Here is a 19,821-nt window from a genome sequence, read left to right as displayed (position 1 = left end):
ACCATTAAGATGTCAATAAACTTTTTATTCTAAATACAAATGTATTCTCTACTTACAATAAACTCAATAAAACTCAAAGTTATCCACAGGCAATACCTCAAAACACCCAATTTTTTAACAAAAGTCAAAAACAACCTCCTAATAATTTTACTTTTTTGATCAATAATTATACTATTTGACTACAAATATCTTTTAAAAAAATCAAGAAACCGCAAAGGAGGAAATGATGCATAATGATATGTGGTTGAAATTCTGCGAAAGCTGCCCAGGGCGATTTTTCCTGGTATCTTGCGTCGTTTTTCATGTAGCCAAAACGTTCTTGGTCGGCATGACCGAGGAATACTGGCTAAAAATAACTTCCTAACCCCCCGCACTCAAAAACCGCTATCCCACAGGAGCGGTTTTTTTCATACGGTATTTCTTGTAAAAAAATATAATAAAAAAATTATAATTCAACACCAAATATTACACCATCATTGCTGCTGTTTTTTGCCCAAATCCTTCCACCATGCTCATCAACTATCGTCTTGGCGATAGAAAGCCCGAGACCAGTACCGCTTTTTCCCTTATCCCCCCCGTCTTCTCGACGATAAAAGCGTTCAAAAATATGCGGTAAGTCGGCGTCTGAAATTCCTGGCCCGGAATTAAAAATCGTTACCCTTATTTTGTTAAGACGTTTCTTCACAATAACAGATACCGTGCCGCCTTCGTTAACATGCTTGAAGGCGTTGCTTAAAATATTAAGAAAAACGCTTTTGAGCTTTTCCCTATCGGCAAAAAATTCCGTGTCTTTAATATTTTGTAAAATATAATTAACATTTTTTTGTTCAGAAAAAATTTGTGTCGCTGCGTAAACTTCGTTTATCAACCGACCAAACTCAAAATTTTCTTTTTCTATTTTTAGCTTACCAAAATCAGATCGCGCTAAAAATAAAAGATTGTTAATCAGTCGAGACAAACGATCGGCTGATTGAGCAGAGCTGCTTATTGATTGAGGAGTACATCCCTCGGAGTCCATTAAACTAATATTACCTTTTAATATTGCGACTGGCGATTGTAATTCATGAGCAATGTCAGCTAAAAAACGCGACTGACGTTGATTTAACTCTTTCAGTTCTTTAGTTGCGCTTTCAACTTCGCGACGCAAATCAGCCGAGTAATTTTTTATTTTCTGGTAAGAACGGATATTTTCCAGCGCCACTGCCAGCTGATGCACCAAAGTTTCTAAAAATTGAATGTCCTGGCTGCTATATATTTCTTTTTTTTCTTTACCACCCAGAGCTAAAATGGCCGTTAATTTATTTTTATAACAAATCGGCGCGACCACCTCTGCCTGCACTCCTCGCAAAAATTCCATTACTTTGATCAAAGCGGCGTGTTCGTCACTATTAAGCGGCGACTCGATGATTCTTTGCGGCAGCTCCTGCAACAAAACTAACTCTTTATTTCTAGCGAAAAATCCAAAAATCTTTTCCTGGGATTTTTTCACTACCCCATCAACATCAAAAATAAAACCAAAAGACTTTAAACCGATAATTTTTTCTCCGTCACCGTTACTGCCATAAAGAATAAAAGCCATCTGATCGATTTGAAATATCTTTTTGAAAACTGTAAAAATTCTGGTAGTCAAACTGCCAAAATCTATGGTCGAACTGATAGCGCTACTAGCATCCCGCAAAGCGTCAGAATGATCGTATTGATCTTTAAAAAATAATTTATTTTTATTAAAGAATCTTTCAATACGAGGAAAAAGAAAAACGCTGATCAAAACAGTGGCGGCTCCCACAGCACCGTATTGAATAACCGCACTAGAGGTGTCCAAAAATTTCAAAATATACGATGAGAAAGTATAAACACCCATTATTACTGCGGCCAAAAACAAATAAAAAACCCATTTGCGGATAAATATTTTAATGTCCAAAAAACGGTATTTCAATATCGCATAAGCAGTGGCTATTGCTAATATTAAAGAAGCATCTTGTCCAAACCAGTTAAATCTAAAATCACCCCACCAAAGCATTAATAGATTAGTAAACATGGCGACCAAAGAAGATAAAAGCGATCCATAAAAAATATATTGCGATTGTCTTTTTATCACTCCGGTTTGTTTTTTTATTTTTTTATAAAGTAACGACAATCCCAAACAAAACAACCCCGCTATATAAATAACATAAATAAAATAAAAAGAACCCCAGATAATTTCTTTTTCTGTAGTCCCGGATATAACTTTTTCAATAATCACTCCCGGGATAATACTCAAAATTATAATAACGACGTTTAAACTAGAGAGCAACCAAACAAAATGTCGAGATGGTTTATCTTTTTGTGGAAAAATATAAACAAAATATACAAAAGCACTGGGAATAAAAGAAGCGGCTATATATAAAATGCGACACCAAAATAAACTTTGATCTAAAGAGACAAAGCGGTAAACGATCATCGCTGCTGTCCAAAAAAACAAGGTAGCTATAAGCCAAGCATAAATATAGTGGCTGGCGTTCCTTTCTTTTTTTAAAAAAACAAGCAAAAAAAGTATGGCGTAGATACTTAGGGAAACAAACAATGAAATGTTTATAAAATCCATATACTATATCCTTCCCTCTCCACTTTGCTATATAAATACTTTTTAGTCAACTGGTATTTTTCAAAAATCCAAATACCCCAAAAGCATTGATACCGTCTCACGATTTAATTCTACTTTAAAAAACCAAATAATACCCACTACGCCCAAAATGGCCAGAAACACCAATACAAGTAAAATAAATTTTGTTTTAATTGTCATGTTTTTATTTTATTTCTTAAGCTTACATATCATACACAATCAATTCTAAAATATTTCTAAACTTTTTCTCCCCCGCCCGACGAAAAAATAAACCCCCAAAAGTCTTGGACTTCTAGGAGTAATGAGCCAGCAAGTCTTTGGGCTCGATTCTTGCCATATAGACATCATCGATCCAAATAGGGGCGTAAGAATCACCCATAAAAAAACGCAACGCCCAGCCATTTCTTGACGTGTATCTCGCCTACGGCGGGTACAGTCAGTTTGGCCCCAACTTGGAACATTCCAAGTTCGAACGCTTTTTTTAATCCCCAACTACTAGCTACCACCTACCAGCTACTAAATATTCACCGTCTCGATCGCTACCTGCGGATCAGAGCCCAGTCCTAAATAACTGGTAACCGGTTTTGACACCATCATTATTGAACGAAACACTGCCAGTCTAATACGATCAAGTAATCGGCGAGGTCGGCTGGTAAAACGTTCAGCACCGACCAACACCAACCATTTGGACGGATCGGCTGGAATATGAATTTTCTTTTTTTCTTTTAGTTCCTCCAAAACATCCCTAATAAAAGGAGTTTGCATATAACCATAAAATACCTGAACAAAAGATACTGTTCCAATCTCAGGATCTTCGTGCAGTATAGTAATTTTGTAGCGATCAGTCCTGGAAACCCTAGGTTTGTTAACAAAGGAAACATTAAACAAAATAACGTGTTTAGGTATAGCTGATCCCCATTTATGACAAAAAGAGTCTAACGCTACTGGAATCCTGTCGCTTTTATCAAATATCGGTCGCGATGCCATAACCACCACCGAACGATGCAATAAATGTTCTTTATTGTTTTGCTTTGCTTCGATTAACTCATTAACAGTCAACCCCGGCAATTCGGCATAAGCGTGCGTAACTCTTTTTCTTCCCCATTGCCAAGCATGCATAATAAAAAATAAACAAACAGCAATCACTAAAGGAATATATCCACCTTTAGTAATTTTTAAAAGATTGGCGGCAAAAAATGTTATATCAATAATTAATAAAACTAGCCCGATCGGACCGACGATATAAATGGGCCAATGCCATTGATGGCGTGCTAATAAATAAAAAGCGGCGGTAGTGACCACCATGGCACCCGTAACAGCGACTCCGTAAGCAGCGGCAAGCGCGCCAGAAGTTTTGAAGTTTATAACAAGAAAAATACATCCAACCAAAAGAGTCAGATTGACAAAAGGCATATAAATCTGTCCTTCTACTTTAGCGTTAGTGTGTATTGTCTTCAATCGCGGAAGTACACCCAACGCTGTTGCTTGACTAGTCAGAGAAAAAGCGCCGGAAATTAATGCCTGGCTGGCGATAATTGTCGCCATCGTCGATAAAATCACTAAAGGAATTAATGCCCATGATGGAGCCAAAGAATAAAATAAATGTTCGTTGGGAATTTCACCGGCGGAAAGCAGTCTGGCTCCTTGACCAAAATAGTTAATAACCAGAGCCGGATAAACTAGAGTAAGCCACACAGCGGTAATCGACCGGCGACCAAAGTGTCCCATATCAGCATATAAAGCCTCGGCACCAGTCACGCACAATACCACTGCCCCCAAAAAAAACATCGTTTTCCAACCGTACATAAAAATAAAATTAATCGCCGGGAGCGGCGACAGTGCGCCGAGCACTTCGGGGTGCAAAAAAATTTGAGGCAATCCCAAGACTGCTAAAACCAAAAACCAAATAATCATAATCGGTCCAAACAAACTGCCTACCTTACCGCTACCCCTTCTTTGGATGGAAAATAAACCGATTAAAATCACAACAGTGATTGGAACAACGAATCCTGTCAAACTGGAAGTAACGACATTTAAACCCTCGACTGCCGATAAAACGGAAATCGCCGGAGTAATCACGCCGTCACTATAAAGCAGTGCCGCACCGATCAATATCGCCACACCAATACCAGCGGAAACAAATTTTTTTGCGCGACCCTGACGAATCAAAGCTAGTAACGCAAAAATTCCGCCTTCACCATGATTGTCCGCCCGCATAATCAATCCGATATATTTAATCGTGACTATAATCATTAAAGACCAAAAGAAAAGCGAAAGCAGCCCCAAAACGTTTCCCGGATTCCTTTCTAAATGGTAAATACCAAAAAAGGCCTCTTTGAGCGCATATAAAGGCGAAGTGCCGATATCTCCGTAAACAATACCTAGAGCGCCCACCATCAGGCCAAAAGAAAGGGTTTTATTTTTTCCATTTTGCATAAAATACTCCGCAATGATTATACAAAATCGTGACATTATTGACAACGTGTTGGTAGTTAGTAGATGGTAGTTGACAAATGGTATCTAGGGATCAACGGAACCATTTACTTCTTTTTTTACCCCAACTACTACCTACTAACTACCAGCTACCAGCGTAATTGACACAAACTTTTTACAATGCTATAATTGCGCTCATCAACAAGATTGGTTAACAACCAAAGGAGAGGTTTAATGTCAGTTTTAAAAACCGACGAAGAAGTAAACGCCTGGCTGATAAACATCAACGGCAGAACACTGCTAGCCGACGAGCGCGCTTTGCGCGAAATCGCTCAAAACGGCGGTAGGCTGCCGCTATGCTCCCGCGCTGAAGCGTTTCTTTTGTCAGAACAACCAACTGCGGTCGAAGCAATTTTTTTGCAAAACGAACATAACGATCTTCTCCATCGCGAACCAGTATTGGTTGGCGGCGCGACCTTTCAGTTGCCTGGCAATAGCCGGGTACCAACAAGATCATACCCGGGACTAAACATCCATTTGCTCAAACGCTGTCTTGCCGCAGCCATCACCGATCGCAAGTTAATGGTTAAAATCAAAACCACGCCGGAGCAACTGCTTGCCATTAAAAAGCAAGCTATGCCCTGGTAAAATCACGAAGCCGCCCTGCAAAAAAAGGGCGGTTTTTCCATTCTTGCGCTTTTTTGCTATAATAACCAAACTAAGATAAAAAATAAAAAAACATATGAACGACAACAACACCTCTTGTTGCGATCACGACTGGCGCAAACCAAAAACCATTATTTTGGTTTTAGTCGTCATGGCCCTGACCGCAATCGTCATCGTCGCCTTAGTCCGCGACCGAATTGTTAACAATAATCAATGGCAAATTTCAGTTACTGGTCAAGGAAAAGTTGCTTACCAACCCGATACCGCCAAAATAATCCTCGGTTATCAGGCAGACAAAGCGCCCCAAGCCGACGTTGCTCTTAAACAACTCAATGCCAAAATGAACGAAATCACCAAAGCCGTAGTCGCGTCCGGCATTGCCATGCAAGATATCCAAACTCAAAACTATTCCCTTTATCCGCAATACGATTATGTCGACAATGTTTCCAAGGTCGGCGGCTATAGCGCCAACCAAATGCTGATTATTAAAATCAAAGATATCCAAAGCAATCCCGAACTAACAACAAAAGTTTTGGCGGCGGCGACAACCGCCGGCGCCAACCAAGTAAACGGCGTTTATTTTGAAAGTTCCAAAATAAATGATTTGCGCCAAGAAGCGCGGCTCAAAGCGATTGCCGATGCTCAAACCAAATCCGGAGCAATAGCCAAAGAACTGCACGCTCGACTAGGCAAAGTCGTCGGCTGGTGGGAAAACACTGTTTATAGTCCGGAAACAAATAGTTATTATGCCGATGGCAAAGGCGGCGTCGGCGCCGGATATTCTGTTTCGCCAAACGTTCCGACTGGCACCCAAGAACTAATCATCGAAGCTAGTGTCAACTACAAATTAAAATAGTATATATCAAAAAAAACCGTCCCACTATCCCGTCACTCGACAGGATAATTATAGCGAGACGGTTTTTTTATTTTTATAAACACACTTATGCCAAATATTTTTTATTCTCAAAAACACAAAGATGCTAAACAGATGGGGGTTTGGGGGCGGAAGCTGCGCCAAAGCCGAAGCCCCAAGAGTCGAACGTAAGTGAACGAAAGGGGCGAGGCGAGTTTAGAGACGATAAGGTGCTAAGACAATCGCGCTTCTGTAGCCCCCAAAACTCTTTGGTTGCTTTCTGGTTACAGAAAGCAACTGCCCGCCCGGCATGAGGGCTAACTAATATAGCTAGTCAATAAAAAAGGCGCACAATCGTGCGCCAAATTTAATAGCCGAAGTATTTATTTAAAAGTATTTTACAAAATATCCTAAACCATGAATAATTCCAAGCAGTATTGCTATTCGCGCCAGCCAAACGTGCAATGAAATCGGCAAACGGTAAATCCCTTTGGTAATCAAAATAGCAACAACTGCGGCAGCTAGGACAAAAATAAATCCCAGCATACCAACTACGACAAAAAACGGCGCTCCGACGACAGGATAAAACAATATTTGTTTTAACATAGTGTTTTTATTTTACTATTATTTTTCCAGTCATTTCCGGGTGTAGACTGCATATATAATCATACTCACCCACCTTGGTAAAGGTATAGCTCCACTTTTGGTCGCGACCAAAAGATTCGGAAGTCACCAAATCCTTAATTACCACATCATGATAAGCCTTGTCCCGATTATTCCAGGTTACCGTGTCACCAACACTAATAGTTACCACTGATGGATTAAATACGAAACCTTGCATCTCTACATCGATATTTTTTGCTTCCGGCTTAAATTTCGCCGTAGCTTCCGTGCATTCTCCTCTCATAAAAGCCCACTCTTCACATTCTTTACCGCCAGTAAAAACACAATAGCCGGTTTGACTACCATCGGTTGACGTACGAATTTCTAGTTTACCATTGTTGTTTTCGCAGTAAACCGAAGCCGGATTAGCAATGCCGGTATTTTGACTGTCAGCTGGTTCATTGACCACCGACAAACCGCCTTCTTTTACAATATCAAGCGACGGCTGCGGTCCGCAACCAGCTAAAATCAAAACGGCCACGACAAGTATGAAAAAAATCGAATATTTTTTCATAATTCATTTTTTTATTTATTAAAAATATTTTAATAATTACATTTCTTCTACCACGTCAATACCAAGTAAATACAATCCTTGCTTTAATACTTCCGCTACCTTTTTTAACAATTCCAGCCGAACGAAACTCAAAGCCATGTGTTCCGGATCGACCACCTTGCACTCATGATAAAAATGATTAAATTCAGACGCAAGTTCGATCAAATAATTTGATATCACTGATGGCTGGTATGACTCAAAAGATTTTTCAACAGCCGTACCAAAACGACTCACCACCCTAATCAACCGCAGTTCGGCTACATTGACTAGCAAAGAATAATCTATTTTACCAGCTCTAATCTTTGATTTACCACGTTTAAACTTTCTCTCAATCGCCCTAATTCTGGCGTAAGAATATTGCAGGTACGGACCGGAGTTGCCCTCGAAAGACAGTGCCTGTTCCCAGTCAAAAACCACGTTGTGAGTTCGCTCGGCATGCAACATGGAAAACTTGAGAGCGCCTAGCGCCACGATTCGCGCCACTTTGTTTTTATTCTTCAAGTCGGGATTTTTGAGATTTATTGCCTCTAAAATCTTTTCCTGCGCCCTATCAAGCAATTCATCGAAAGAAATGACATTACCTAACCGCGAAGACATCTTGCCCTCTTTAAGACTAACCAATCCGTGTGACACGTGTTCGCATTTTCCGGCATCGGGATGCCCCAATATTTCAAGGGTTTTGAAAAGCTGACGGAAATAAAATTCTTGTTCACCACCAACAACAAACAAACACTTGTCATACTTACCAATTTTTTTCTGTCGCAACTGGGCTAAACCTAAATCTTTTGTCTGGTACAATGCCGTACCATCGGTTTTAATCAAAATAAATACACCCAGTTTGTATTGCTGCAAATCTATTACCCAAGCGCCTTGATCTTTTTTGACCGATCCTGACTTCATCTTAGCCTGAACAAATTTCTTACCAGGATCCTCGCAAATACTTTCAGGGAAACTATAATCGACTCGGCAATCAAGTATTTTGGCAATCTGCCAAGACGCTTTGTAGCTAGCGCGAGTCATTTTTTTCCAAAGTGAAACAATACTTTTATCACGCCGATCAATCAGACGATTGATTTCATTTATTTCTTTTTCGTAATCGGAATTTTCTGCCGCTTTGGCACAAGCCGCGGCGTAAACCTCACCGGCCCAGCGGTTAAATTCTTTTTTCGGCACGTTACCTTTATAAAAATTTTTGTAATACCACAACCATTTGGCAACGTGCACGCCAACGTCTCCAGAATAAGAATATGTTGCCGTTTTGTAGCCATTAAATTCAACAATGCGGCGCAACGAATCGCCTAAAGTCGCGTTGAGCAGATGACCAATATGAAACATCTTGAGAGGATTGGCCTGAAAGACGTCAAGGGCTATCTTCCCTCTTCCTTTTTTTGGCGCTACCTTCGTTTTTAGCGCCTCTGCCACTACCGCGGTTTTATCAACAAAAATATTTAGATACGGACCGACTGCCTGAACTTCGACGATCAAGTTTTTGTCACCAACATCTTGCATCAATTTTACCGCGAGCTGCGCTGCCAATTCGACCGGATTTTTCTTTTGTTCTTTAGCTAATTCAAAAAGGGCAAAGGAAAAATCACCCATTTCCAGTTTTGGAGGAATGGTTAAACTAATATCAATATCACCACCAATTGATTGACGTAAAATGTCTTTTATTTGCTGCCTGATCCTGACTGCCATAGTATCTTTATTTTATTATCACCTTGGCAAATTGTCGCTTGCCGCGTTTTAGCACGCTACCGTTTTTTACCTCAATCACTTCGTCGGCTGACGCGATTGCCACGTCATTAATAAACAGTCCACCTTGTTCGACAAGTCTTCTAGCTTCGGATTTACTACTAGCCAAACCAGCTTTTAGAAACAAATCAACAGCGTTGATACTGGCTTCTGCTGAGGCTAAAACTACTTCGGGCATATCAGCTGGCGCCTCTTTATCACGAAACATTTTATTAAACTCAATTTCTGCCTTATCTGCCGCGCTAGCACCGTGATAGAGCCTTACTATTTCTTTGGCTAGCTGCATTTTATATTCACGTGGATTATGCCCTTCACCAATTCCTCTTTTTACCTTTTCCACTTCCTCGTCCGGCACATCGGTTAAAATCTCAAAACCACCAACAATCATCTCGTCTGACCAGGACATTACCTTGCCACACATCTCCGTGGCACTGTCGGTCAACGTAATCATATTACCTTCGGTCTTACCCATTTTTTTGCCAGTCGGATCAGACAGTAGCTTAGTAGTCAAAACAAATTTTTCCCGACCACGATTTTTTTGCATAGTTCTACCGGCGAGCATGTTGAAAGTCTGATCATTACCGCCAACCTCAATATCAATGTCCAGCGCCACGCTGTCGTAACCCTGCATCAAAGGATACAAAAATTCGTGAAGATGCACGGGTTTACCCTCCTCTATTCTTTTTTCGAACATATCGCGTTCAAGCATTTGTTGGACGGTAAATTCGCTGGCTAGCTCGACGATGTCGGCAAATTTGAGCTTGCTAAGCCATTTGGAGTTGAACATTAGCTTCACGGCGTTGGCTCCGGAAAAACGCAAAATTTTGCTCGCCTGTTTTTTATACTTTTTGCAATTCACTAAAACCTGTTTGCGAGTCAATTTCACTCGCGTGGCTGACTTGTCAGTCGGGTCGCCAATCATACCGGTAAAGTCGCCGATCAGCATAATCACTTCATGCCCAAGATCTTGCAGTTCGCGCAGCTTACGGAGTACAACCGCATGACCCAAATGCAAATTTGGTCCGGTAGGATCAATACCATTATAGATACGAAGTCGCTTGCCGGATTTGAGAACTTTTTCCAAGTTATCGACGCTAGGATAGACGTTTTCCACGCCGCGCGTCAAAAGATGATGGATTAACTTTGGGTCGGTATTTACTTTCTTTGTCATATAGTGTATATTATTTTGTATATTACGCTTTCAAAACAAATGAAGGGAAGGTAAATAATGGAAAATTTAATCATGCTGGTTTTTTTGAGTGCCCTTTATTTAGCTGTTTCCAGCAAACCTTTCAAATAACCCTCGTCATCAACCCCCGCCGCATGGTGGGGATTTTCTTTTATTACAAACTTTCCCATTGTTTGGTTAGTTTTTCCAGTTTTTCTTTAGCTTGCTCTAACTTTTTCTTTTCACCATCCACCACTGCTTGCGGCGCGCGAGCGACAAAATCATCGTTAGATAGCTTAGCACCGACGTTATCACAATATTTTTTCGTCATTTCTATTTCTCCGGCGATTCTTTCTTTTTCTTTATCGATATCGAGCAGATCGGCCAGTGGCAAATATACTTCCACACCGCCAACCACTGCTACGGCAGATTTATCGGGTTTACCGTTTTCAATAAATTCCAATTCGCTTAGTCGCGCCAAGGTAGTGATAATTTCTTTCTGGCTGGAAACCAAATCCGCGTTGTCCCCCGCTTTGACAACCGCTTTTATTTTTTTACCCGGTTCAACTTTGTTTTCTGAGCGTAGGTTGCGGATAACGCTGACGACTTCTTGTACTAACAAAAAATCTTTACCAACTGATTCGTCAGCCAACTTTTTCTCTGCTTTCGGCCAAGGTGCTACCAAAATCATCCCGTCGTTAAATTTGGACCAAACTTCTTCCGTGACAAACGGCATTAGCGGATGCCAGAGCTTCAAAACAGTCCGTAAGATATAAGCTAAAATTTCTTTTTTCTCGCCTTCGATTTTGGCAATCTCCAAATACCAATCGGCTAACTCATTCCAAGTGAAGTCTCGCAAAATCTCACCGGCTAAAGATAAGTTAAATTTTTCAATATTAAAAGTAACAACCTCGATCACTTGCTGCAAACGGCTTAAAATCCAAGCATCCGCCAAAGTTTTCGGTTTGGGCGTTTTGTCGGCAATCTTTTCTTCACCAATCATCATCAAGATAAATCTCGAGATATTCCAGAATTTGTTGGTAAAGTTTCTAAAACCGGCAATTTTTTCCTCACCCAAGTTCATATCACTACCCGGCGCAGAACCAATAACCAAAGACAGCCGTACAGCGTCCGTACCATATTTGGAAATCATTTCTAGAGGCTCAATACCGTTACCTTTAGATTTGCTCATTTTCCTTCCCTGCTCGTCGCGAATCAATCCGGTGAAATACAAATTTTTAAAAGGCGCTTTGCCGGTTTTGTACAGACTCATTATAATCATTCGAAAAGCCCAGAAAAAAATCAGATCTCGTCCCATAATCATGCTGTCGGTAGGATAAAAATCTTTAAAATCTTTACCTTTGGGATAACCAAGCGTGGTGTAAACCCATTGACCGGAAGAAAACCAAGTATCCAAAGTATCTTCGTCTTGTTTCCAGCCTTCACCGGGAGAATCCAGGCTAACTTTTAGACCCTTACTCTGATGATACCAAGCTGGAATGCGCGGTCCCCACCAAATCTGTCGACTAATACACCAATCATGAACATTATCAATCCAATCAAGCATGGTCTTTTTAAATTTCTCTGGATAAATTTTGATATCACCTTTTTCGATCACACGCTTGGCCATTTTTTTCAAAGACTTTTTAGAATCATCCACATTAACAAACCACTGTTCAGAAATCAATTGCTCAACCGATGTTTTACAGCGCTCGCAGACTGATAGATTGTTTTTATATTCTTCTTCCTTGATCAATAAACCAGCCTGCCGTAAGTCGGCAACAACCTTTTCACGAGCTTCCAGCGCTGTTAAATCTTTAAAAGCCTTAAAATTATCATTACCCACGATAATTTTTCCTTGTTGATCAATCACTCTAATAATTTCCAGATCATGCTTCTGCGCCATTTCATAATCAACCATTGAATGCGCCGGCGTTACGCCAAGCGCACCGGTACCAAAGTTCATGTCAACGCCATCGTCAGCGATTATCTTTAGTTTTAATGGCACGCCCAAAAAATTGACCGAGATCGTCTGTCCGATATATTTTTGATAACGTTCATCTTTGGGATTAACTGCCACCGCCGTATCGCCCAGTTTAGTCTCCGGTCGTGTCGTAGAAATAGTAAACGGAAAATCGGCATCATACTTGAAAGTATAGAGCTTGCCATCTTGCTCTTCGTACTCCACCTCTATGTCGGACAAAGCAGTAAAACATCGTGGACACCAACTAATAATCCTCGGCCCGCGATAAATCAAGCCTTCTTCCGACATTTCAACAAAAGTTTCCGAAACAGTTTTGATCAGATCGGGATCAAGCGTAAATTTCTCACGCGACCAGTCAGCAGACAAACCAATCCTTCTTTCTTGGTTGCGCATATAGTTTGCCCGATCCAGACAAAACTCATAACACCCTTTATAAAACTCTTCCCGACCCAAATCATAACGAGTTTTTCCCTGCTCTTTTTTCAGCTTTTTCTCATAAACCACCTGCGTCTGAATGCCGGCGTGATCTTTTCCCGGTAAAAGCAAAACCTTTTTACCGAGCATTCTCTGGTAGCGACCAAAAAAATCCATCACTACATAGCCTGAAGCGTGACCAATATGCAGTTCGCCATTGGCATTAGGTGGTGGCAAAACATTACAATATTTATCTTTACCCTTTAAATTGTCGGGATTAAAAAAACCCGACTCTTCCCAAATCTGGTAAATCTTATCTTCAACCTGTTTGGCTTCATAGGCTTTATCCATAATATAAAAAAATAAGCGGAATTTTAGATAAATAACTGCTTATCCTATCTTACCAATATTAACGACGCTTTTCAATGGCTGGATACTCGGACTTTACAGTTCTGCCTTTTTTAATCTTAACAATCACCACCCTTGACCTTATCTTGCCACTTCTATATAATGAAAAGCTAACCACATTAACCTTATTATTAATTCGTAATTATTAATTCGTAATTATCTCCCATGGGTCTAACTATCGAACAGCAGGCTATTGCCGCACTAGTCAAAACGAACAAACCGTTAATTGTTTTCCGTAAACATTTTTCTGGCGACGCTTTGGCTGGCGCGCTAGCTCTAAATCTGATCCTGCAAAAAATGGGCAAACTCCCCGATGTGGTTTGTGATGGTTTTATTTTACCCAAAGGATACAAATTTTTGCCTGGAAATGAAAATGTCAAACCGACCCTGGAAACTCTTCGCCGGATGATTATCAGTATTGATAAAAACAAAATAAAACAAGACGAGTTTCACTATGATACAGACGGCGAACAGCTAAAAATATTTCTTTCTCCGCAAAATGAGTTTTTCGGGCCACAGGATGTACGAGCGAGTATTTCCGACTGGCGTTACGACCAAATTATCATCATTGACACTCCCGATCTGGAATCGCTTGGCGACGTGTTTTCCAAAAACAGGGAATTTTTCTTTCGCCGACCAATTTTGAATATCGATTATTCTCCGGCGAACGAACAATACGGTCAAATCAATTTTATAGATATGACATCATCATCGACCTGCGGCGTGCTTTATAACCTGATTAAATCCTGGAATGAAAAACTTTTCAGCCCGGATGTAAACACCTGCCTGCTGACCGGCATTATTGATAAAACCAAAAGTTTCAAAGCGGGAATGATTAATCCTTATACTTTGCAAATTTCCAGCGACTTGATCAAAAACGAAGCGCGCCGCGAAGAAATAGTGAAAAACCTTTATTATAGTCGTGATGTTGCCACGCTCAAACTATGGGGACAAACACTAACCAAACTCAAAGAGCACTACGGCGGCAAACTGATTACCGCTACTATCAGCGAACAAGATTTTGCCGATACCAAAACCGACGGCAGCGCGTTACCCGATATCATCGATGAACTGCTCAGCGCCGTACCAAATGTCGATGTAGCGATTTTGCTTTATCACCTTGATAATTTGAATATTGGCGTTTTTGCCAGATCCTTGGGTTCTACTGACTTGCAAAAAGCTTTGACCGAATTTATCCCGATTGGCGACAAAAACTTTGTCCGGTTCAAAATCGCCGGTAACGATCTGGTTCTAGCCGAAGAAAAAGTGGTTTCTGTATTCAAACAAAGCTACGAACCAAAGTTTTAATAAAGGAGGACAAAAAGTGAAAAATGTCATCGGTCCGATATTCCTCAGAAGTAACCTGGTTACCGTTACTCTAGTTGACGGCGAAAAGATCACCGGAGAAATCTTAAGACATATCGCATCGCAAGCGCAAATAGCGACCGCGCCGGACGGCAGCAGAACGCCCGCCATTGTGCCCGGCGGCATTCTTATCAAAAAGGGCTTTGCCGACGTAGTTTTTCTCACAAACAAAGACGTCGCCAGCATCACCTAGAAAACCAACCGTCCCGCTATACAGTAGGACGGTTTTTTAAATCGAAAAATTAAGGACGACAAATCTGCGCGAGGGCAGGTGTTTTAAAAAAATATTAAAATACTAAAATTACGGGGGTTCGGGGGTGGCATTGCCCCGAGCCGAAACCCTGAGAGTCGAGCCCCGCCTTGGCGGGGCGAGCGGAATGGGTTGAGGCGGGGTAAGAAAACCTTAAGGTGCTATAAACTCGGGTTTATGCCACCCCCGAAAATCTTTGGATACTTTCTGTTTGCAGAAAGTATCTGCCGGCCCGGCATGAGGGCAAAAAACTAATAGTAAAATAAAGGTGTTCGTTTCATTATCCAAGAACTTATTAACAAACGCCTTCACCGCACACAGAAGGGAGCAATTTTAAAACCCCCATTCGCCTAGACGAACGGGGGTTCTGACTTATTGTTTACGTATTACGTGCTAGCGCCCAGTGGTAGTGCGCCAGCATATCTTCGGCAGCCGGAGCGTCTGGTGCGATCGCCATCAGCCCGACTTTTTCCGGCAAACAGTTAGGAATATAAGGTAAGATCCCTTTCTCTCCGTCGAAAATATCGCTACCCAAAAACTTCACCAGTCCATCCCAATTCATCTGACTTGATGGATAGCAATTTCGCGCGGCAATACCGTATTCAACGATGCCGCGATCGGCAAGCTGTCGACCGACCGAAAAAGGATAAGTACTGGCAGTGACACGAGCATTGGATTCCAGCAGTAGCAAACGATGCCGACGTTCTTTCTTGGTTTTGATAAAATCAATTCCAAAGATACCGCGGTGTCCTTGCCGCCAAAACCAATCGATCAGTGGATAAGCGCGACCCTGCATCCGAGCAATTTCTCTTTCGGTAATACCGGGTAGTTGCCGTAAAGACGAAGACACGATATTACCTTCATGCACTTTACCGTGATGACTCATGATTTGAGCTGACGCACCGAGAAAGCGAAAATCGCGTGGGCGCAGCTCCCATTGCATACTATAACTGTCAGAGTCGTAGCCGGCTTCGACAATCACCTCTTTTTGACCATTGGCAAAAAGCTTGCGACCAAAGGCAATCGCCTTTTCTCTTTCACTGGTGAAAGTCATGCCTTCACCGCTGGCCAGATTGGTTGCTTTGACCACGATAAAGTCACTGTCATTGACACGAGACATCCTCTCCACCGCTCGGGCCAGACCGTCAACTGTTGCAACGATAACAAAGGGCGGAAAAATATTTCCGATTCCTTTTTCTACCGCCAGCCGGCGTAAAAATGCCTTGTCATTTGCCCGTAGCGAAAGCTGTAGCGGCGGAGCAAAAACCTCGGATTTTTTCTGCCAACCGGTCAACCGCAAAAATTTTTCATCATTTTCGGTGATGGCAAATAGTCGCAGTGTTCGATCTTCAACGCACAGCAAACGATCAATCTCGCGCTGTAAGTTACGATCGCCCAAAACAACGTCGTAAAGATGATCGTCATAAGCAGTTAGTACTTCCCCGCCATTACCAACCTTCACCTCCTTAAGAAAAGCAAGATAGTCGTTCAAACTGGGATGACGCCCGACAACCTTTGCTCCTTTGAGAAGTAGTGATCGCCAAGCGTAGCGTCCTAGCCCCGGCACTGTTTGCAGAGGGTAAGACGCAACAACGTCATGGATATGTACCGCAGCGTTAGCACCTCTCATTTATAGCCTCCTGTATAGCCTCCTGTATTTTTTTTCGCTTTGTTGTTTTTCAAAAAGCCTCGAATTTGTAATTTAACAGCTTTTTTTCTTACCGTCAATACTCCTTTTTATTTTTTATTATGTATAAAATAAAAATGCTTAGCATCGGGGGTTCGGGGGTGGCGTTGCCCCGAGCCGAACCCCGAGAGTCGAACGTAAGTGAGCGGAAGGGGCGAGGCGGGTTTAAAGAACCTTAAGGTGCTATAAAACTCGGGCTTATGCCACCCCCGAAAATCTTTGGTTACCCAGCTGCAGGGCTCTGCGGCTGGGTATCTGCCTACCCCTGCCTACCGGCAGGCAGGCGGCATGAGAGCAGTCGTGGAAAAAAGAAAAACCGTCCCACTGCGTAGCGAGACGGTTCATTGATTGTTAGCCTAGTTTAGCCAGTGCCCACTGTACTTGGGGCACTAGACGGTTCACGAATTCGTTTTGATTCGAACCGTAAATCACCAGATAGGTAAAATTCTGCTTGGGCAAAAAAGAGAAAGGCAGCGCGCCTTTTTTGGTCTTGGGGTTAAACAAAAGTTTTCCCAAGACTTTTTCCATTTTTGCAATCGTTGTCTTTGGATTAATCCGCAGACTTTTCATCCAAAATGGAACCGGCGCGCCCAAGTTGCGCCGAGCCGCTTCCCAAGGGTACCACGGAGCGGTAACTCGAGCGTTGACCTCACAGGGAAACAACCGATTGTTTTCCGTTAGCATAAAGTCTACGCTAAGCGGACCGTAGTATCCAAGCTCAGCGTAACGCGGCACGATACGACTGCCGATTTTTTCAATCTCGGCAATCACTTCCGGCGACAGATCAGTCGGCGGGAAAATATTTCCCACATGATGACGACCGTCCAAAATCTGCGTGGTCATGGAATTCAATTTCCAGTTACCGCCCGGTTTCAGGTAGTATTGCGCCGAGGGAGAAACAACGTGCGGAATAAATTCCTGCACCACCGCTTTTCCTTTCAGCGCCAAATCTTCCGGCAAGTCTGCAAGCGACATGATCAAGTGTTGCTGCAAACCGCTAGTTGAGTGCGCTGCTTTTAGTAGTAGCGACCCGTGACGAGAAAGCATTTCCTTGACCACTTCCTTCATCCTCTCTCGATCGCCGGTTACCACGATCCTACCAAACGGCCGCAGACGCAAATCATGAAGCACCGACTGAAAAAAAGCTTTGCTGTCAGCCTGACGACAAATCTCCAAAGACGGTGCGGCAAAGTCTAGTCCTGCCAACTCAACCATTTGTCGCTGCTGCACTGAGCAACCGGAAAACGGAAACACCTTGCCGTGCAAATCCGCCGAAGTCAAATTGCCATCAACGTAAACTACGTCTTCCGGTCGCGGACCAAAGCCGAGACGGTTAAGTAATTCCAACTCCAGCGGCTCGACGCCGATCGGTAGTACTACCTTGTCACCCTGCCGAGCCGCTATTAGCATCCGCAAAGGAAAACTAAACAGCAACTCGGGCATACCATCAACGACATCTCGAGTGTGATGAAAAAAGATACCCCTGTGCTGCATTTTTAGCACTCCTTTCTTTTCGTTTTTAACGAACTAAAAACCCCTATCGGGATTGATAGGGATTTATATCACTTTTGATCAGTTTTGTCAATCTTTAAGCAATATCAAATCCCCGCTTTCTAAAGAAAAATCCGAAAAAGAAAACAAAAGATTGATAAATACTATTCATACATCTTTATCGTAACTCTGGGTAGAACCGTTGTCAAACAGCTTTATTTGCTAAGCAAAAAGTCCTTGTAAATATCGTAAAATTTACCCAATGCTTTTATACTCACCCACTCATCACGAGAATGCATCCCACCACAGACGGGTTTGAAAACAATCGTCGGCACACCAATCCAACCAAACATCCGGGCGTCAGATGCGCCACAGGAAATCTGCTGTTCGATTTTTTTGCGACGTAAAACTTTGCAAGCGGAACGGGTAAATCTTTTGATCAGTTTATTATCCAGATCCACTGACCAAGCTGGCGACTCTTCCAAACTTTTCACCTTGGCATATAGCGGTAGTGCTGCTTTAATTTTTTTCTTGATTTCTGATAGTTTAATATTTTTGGGGTAACGGATATCCAGACCCATGGTCGCGCTAGGCATCACTTGGTTATAGTTCACTCCACCCTCGATTGCGCCAAGATTAATGGTCAACAAACTGTCTTTTTCTGATTTAGCTTGCCGAAAAGATTTCTTGATTTTTTCATAAGCCGCCATTAGTTCTTCACCAGCATTAACCCCCAGCCACGGCCGTGAACCGTGATCCGGTTTTCCTTCAAAAGCAATTTCTGTCCAGTGTACACCTTTTTCGCCGATCGACATTTTCCAATTGTCACCGCCGTCGGGAACCAAAATGCATCCCGGTCTAAAATTAAACTCGTCAGCAATTTTCTGTGCACCAAGCGCGCCGCCGATTTCTTCGTCGGTGACGACAAGCAAAGCAACCGAACCGGCATATCCCGACTTTATCAAATCTTTGAGTAGCACCATCTGCGCAGCAAGTACCGCTTTCATGTCGCTTGCTCCTCGGCCGAAAAGTTTGTCACCTTTGACCTTAGGAGAAAACTGTCTTTTTTCTGCTTTAACCACATCTACGTGACCGTAAAAACAAACGTCGGGATTTTTGACTGATTGATTATAAAACAGTAGTGAGCCGTGATCGCCAAACCGAAACCGCTTCACTTTTAATGCCGGCAATCCTTTGAAATATCTTTCTATAAAATCTAGACATTTTTGCTGTGCCGCAAAATCACCCACCACGCTGGGTATAGAGATAAGCCGTTTAGATAAGGCCAGGATTTCTTGTTGTTTGTTCATATGGAATAATTATAGCATACGGTAGTTGGTAGTTGGTAGTTGGGGATTGTCATTCTGAGCGGAGCGAAGAATCCCTCCAGAAAAGAAATGAAAGCGAATATTAAATAAAACTTAATCGTCGATGATTACGTGAATATTAGTATTTTTCCGTCGTGGGCAATCAAGAGGGATCCTTAACGGAGTTTATCCTGAGTCCCGCGACGCGGGACGAAGGGTTCAGGA

At 42.2% G+C, this 19,821-nt stretch carries 15 protein-coding genes; 4 read left to right on the top strand and 11 right to left on the bottom strand.

Annotated elements, in window-relative coordinates; translation table 11 throughout:
• Positions 1-445 precede the first annotated feature (445 nt).
• From WC310_00385 to WC310_00375, 3 genes are all read right to left on the bottom strand, one after another.
• On the bottom strand, positions 446-2,584 hold the full coding sequence (locus WC310_00385) for an ATP-binding protein (protein ID MFA5358265.1): 2,139 nt from the start codon (positions 2,582-2,584) through the stop codon (positions 446-448).
• Positions 2,585-2,644: 60 nt separating this feature from the next.
• The gene (locus tag WC310_00380; GenBank protein ID MFA5358264.1) at positions 2,645-2,782 is read right to left on the bottom strand and encodes a hypothetical protein; all 138 of its coding nucleotides are present in this window, start codon (positions 2,780-2,782) and stop codon (positions 2,645-2,647) included.
• A gap of 336 nt (positions 2,783-3,118) precedes the next feature.
• On the bottom strand, positions 3,119-5,038 hold the full coding sequence (locus WC310_00375) for a KUP/HAK/KT family potassium transporter (GenBank protein ID MFA5358263.1): 1,920 nt from the start codon (positions 5,036-5,038) through the stop codon (positions 3,119-3,121).
• Between the two features lie 231 nt (positions 5,039-5,269).
• Between WC310_00375 and WC310_00370 the strand changes: the two genes are divergently transcribed.
• Together WC310_00370 and WC310_00365 are read left to right on the top strand one after the other, a co-directional pair.
• The gene (locus tag WC310_00370) at positions 5,270-5,683 is read left to right on the top strand and encodes a hypothetical protein (GenBank protein ID MFA5358262.1); all 414 of its coding nucleotides are present in this window, start codon (positions 5,270-5,272) and stop codon (positions 5,681-5,683) included.
• Between the two features lie 94 nt (positions 5,684-5,777).
• Positions 5,778-6,557: an SIMPL domain-containing protein gene (locus tag WC310_00365; protein ID MFA5358261.1), complete on the top strand. Its 780-nt coding sequence runs from the start codon at positions 5,778-5,780 to the stop codon at positions 6,555-6,557.
• 384 nt (positions 6,558-6,941) lie between these two features.
• Here WC310_00365 and WC310_00360 read toward each other — a convergent pair whose 3' ends face one another.
• The 5 genes from WC310_00360 to WC310_00340 all read right to left on the bottom strand — a co-directional run bounded on the left by WC310_00360 (position 6,942) and on the right by WC310_00340 (position 13,439).
• Positions 6,942-7,160, bottom strand: coding sequence for a hypothetical protein (locus WC310_00360; GenBank protein MFA5358260.1), 219 nt, complete (start codon positions 7,158-7,160; stop codon positions 6,942-6,944).
• A 7-nt stretch (positions 7,161-7,167) separates the two neighbouring features.
• Positions 7,168-7,731, bottom strand: a complete 564-nt coding sequence (locus WC310_00355; protein MFA5358259.1) for a DUF333 domain-containing protein — start codon at positions 7,729-7,731, stop codon at positions 7,168-7,170.
• 36 nt (positions 7,732-7,767) lie between these two features.
• The gene (gene argS, locus WC310_00350) at positions 7,768-9,465 is read right to left on the bottom strand and encodes an arginine--tRNA ligase (protein MFA5358258.1); all 1,698 of its coding nucleotides are present in this window, start codon (positions 9,463-9,465) and stop codon (positions 7,768-7,770) included.
• 7 nt (positions 9,466-9,472) lie between these two features.
• Positions 9,473-10,693 (bottom strand): tyrosine--tRNA ligase, encoded by a 1,221-nt coding sequence (gene tyrS, locus WC310_00345; protein ID MFA5358257.1) that lies wholly within the window; start codon positions 10,691-10,693, stop codon positions 9,473-9,475.
• Positions 10,694-10,865: 172 nt separating this feature from the next.
• Entirely contained in the window at positions 10,866-13,439 is a 2,574-nt protein-coding gene (locus tag WC310_00340) for a valine--tRNA ligase (GenBank protein ID MFA5358256.1), read from the bottom strand.
• Positions 13,440-13,661: 222 nt separating this feature from the next.
• Here WC310_00340 and WC310_00335 point away from each other — a divergent pair, with 222 nt between their 5' ends.
• On the top strand, positions 13,662-14,804 hold the full coding sequence (locus WC310_00335) for a hypothetical protein (protein ID MFA5358255.1): 1,143 nt from the start codon (positions 13,662-13,664) through the stop codon (positions 14,802-14,804).
• A gap of 16 nt (positions 14,805-14,820) precedes the next feature.
• On the top strand, positions 14,821-15,054 hold the full coding sequence (locus WC310_00330; GenBank protein MFA5358254.1) for a hypothetical protein: 234 nt from the start codon (positions 14,821-14,823) through the stop codon (positions 15,052-15,054).
• A 436-nt stretch (positions 15,055-15,490) separates the two neighbouring features.
• Here WC310_00330 and WC310_00325 read toward each other — a convergent pair whose 3' ends face one another.
• From WC310_00325 to WC310_00315, 3 genes are all read right to left on the bottom strand, one after another.
• On the bottom strand, positions 15,491-16,741 hold the full coding sequence (locus WC310_00325; GenBank protein ID MFA5358253.1) for a hypothetical protein: 1,251 nt from the start codon (positions 16,739-16,741) through the stop codon (positions 15,491-15,493).
• A 408-nt stretch (positions 16,742-17,149) separates the two neighbouring features.
• Positions 17,150-18,292, bottom strand: a complete 1,143-nt coding sequence (locus tag WC310_00320) for a hypothetical protein (protein ID MFA5358252.1) — start codon at positions 18,290-18,292, stop codon at positions 17,150-17,152.
• A 212-nt stretch (positions 18,293-18,504) separates the two neighbouring features.
• The gene (locus WC310_00315) at positions 18,505-19,599 is read right to left on the bottom strand and encodes a M20/M25/M40 family metallo-hydrolase (protein ID MFA5358251.1); all 1,095 of its coding nucleotides are present in this window, start codon (positions 19,597-19,599) and stop codon (positions 18,505-18,507) included.
• Positions 19,600-19,821: the final 222 nt, after the last annotated feature.

This window comes from Patescibacteria group bacterium, assembly GCA_041653535.1.
Classification (GTDB): domain Bacteria; phylum Patescibacteriota; class Patescibacteriia; order JACRDY01; family JACRDY01; genus JBAZFH01.
Note: the sequence above shows the minus strand (reverse complement) of the source record. Positions and strands in the feature narration are given on the sequence as shown.

Excerpts from the sequence above, each read along its gene's own strand:
- WC310_00380 (MFA5358264.1), bottom strand. The coding sequence starts at position 2,782 with ATGACAATTAAAACAAAATTTATTTTACTTGTATTGGTGTTTCTGGCC.
- WC310_00315 (MFA5358251.1), bottom strand. The coding sequence starts at position 19,599 with ATGAACAAACAACAAGAAATCCTGGCCTTATCTAAACGGCTTATCTCT.
- WC310_00340 (MFA5358256.1), bottom strand. The coding sequence starts at position 13,439 with ATGGATAAAGCCTATGAAGCCAAACAGGTTGAAGATAAGATTTACCAG.
- WC310_00335 (MFA5358255.1), top strand. The coding sequence starts at position 13,662 with ATGGGTCTAACTATCGAACAGCAGGCTATTGCCGCACTAGTCAAAACG.
- WC310_00375 (MFA5358263.1), bottom strand. The coding sequence starts at position 5,038 with ATGCAAAATGGAAAAAATAAAACCCTTTCTTTTGGCCTGATGGTGGGC.
- WC310_00385 (MFA5358265.1), bottom strand. The coding sequence starts at position 2,584 with ATGGATTTTATAAACATTTCATTGTTTGTTTCCCTAAGTATCTACGCC.
- WC310_00355 (MFA5358259.1), bottom strand. The coding sequence starts at position 7,731 with ATGAAAAAATATTCGATTTTTTTCATACTTGTCGTGGCCGTTTTGATT.
- WC310_00370 (MFA5358262.1), top strand. The coding sequence starts at position 5,270 with ATGTCAGTTTTAAAAACCGACGAAGAAGTAAACGCCTGGCTGATAAAC.
- tyrS (MFA5358257.1), bottom strand. The coding sequence starts at position 10,693 with ATGACAAAGAAAGTAAATACCGACCCAAAGTTAATCCATCATCTTTTG.
- WC310_00365 (MFA5358261.1), top strand. The coding sequence starts at position 5,778 with ATGAACGACAACAACACCTCTTGTTGCGATCACGACTGGCGCAAACCA.
- argS (MFA5358258.1), bottom strand. The coding sequence starts at position 9,465 with ATGGCAGTCAGGATCAGGCAGCAAATAAAAGACATTTTACGTCAATCA.
- WC310_00325 (MFA5358253.1), bottom strand. The coding sequence starts at position 16,741 with ATGAGAGGTGCTAACGCTGCGGTACATATCCATGACGTTGTTGCGTCT.
- WC310_00320 (MFA5358252.1), bottom strand. The coding sequence starts at position 18,292 with ATGCAGCACAGGGGTATCTTTTTTCATCACACTCGAGATGTCGTTGAT.
- WC310_00360 (MFA5358260.1), bottom strand. The coding sequence starts at position 7,160 with ATGTTAAAACAAATATTGTTTTATCCTGTCGTCGGAGCGCCGTTTTTT.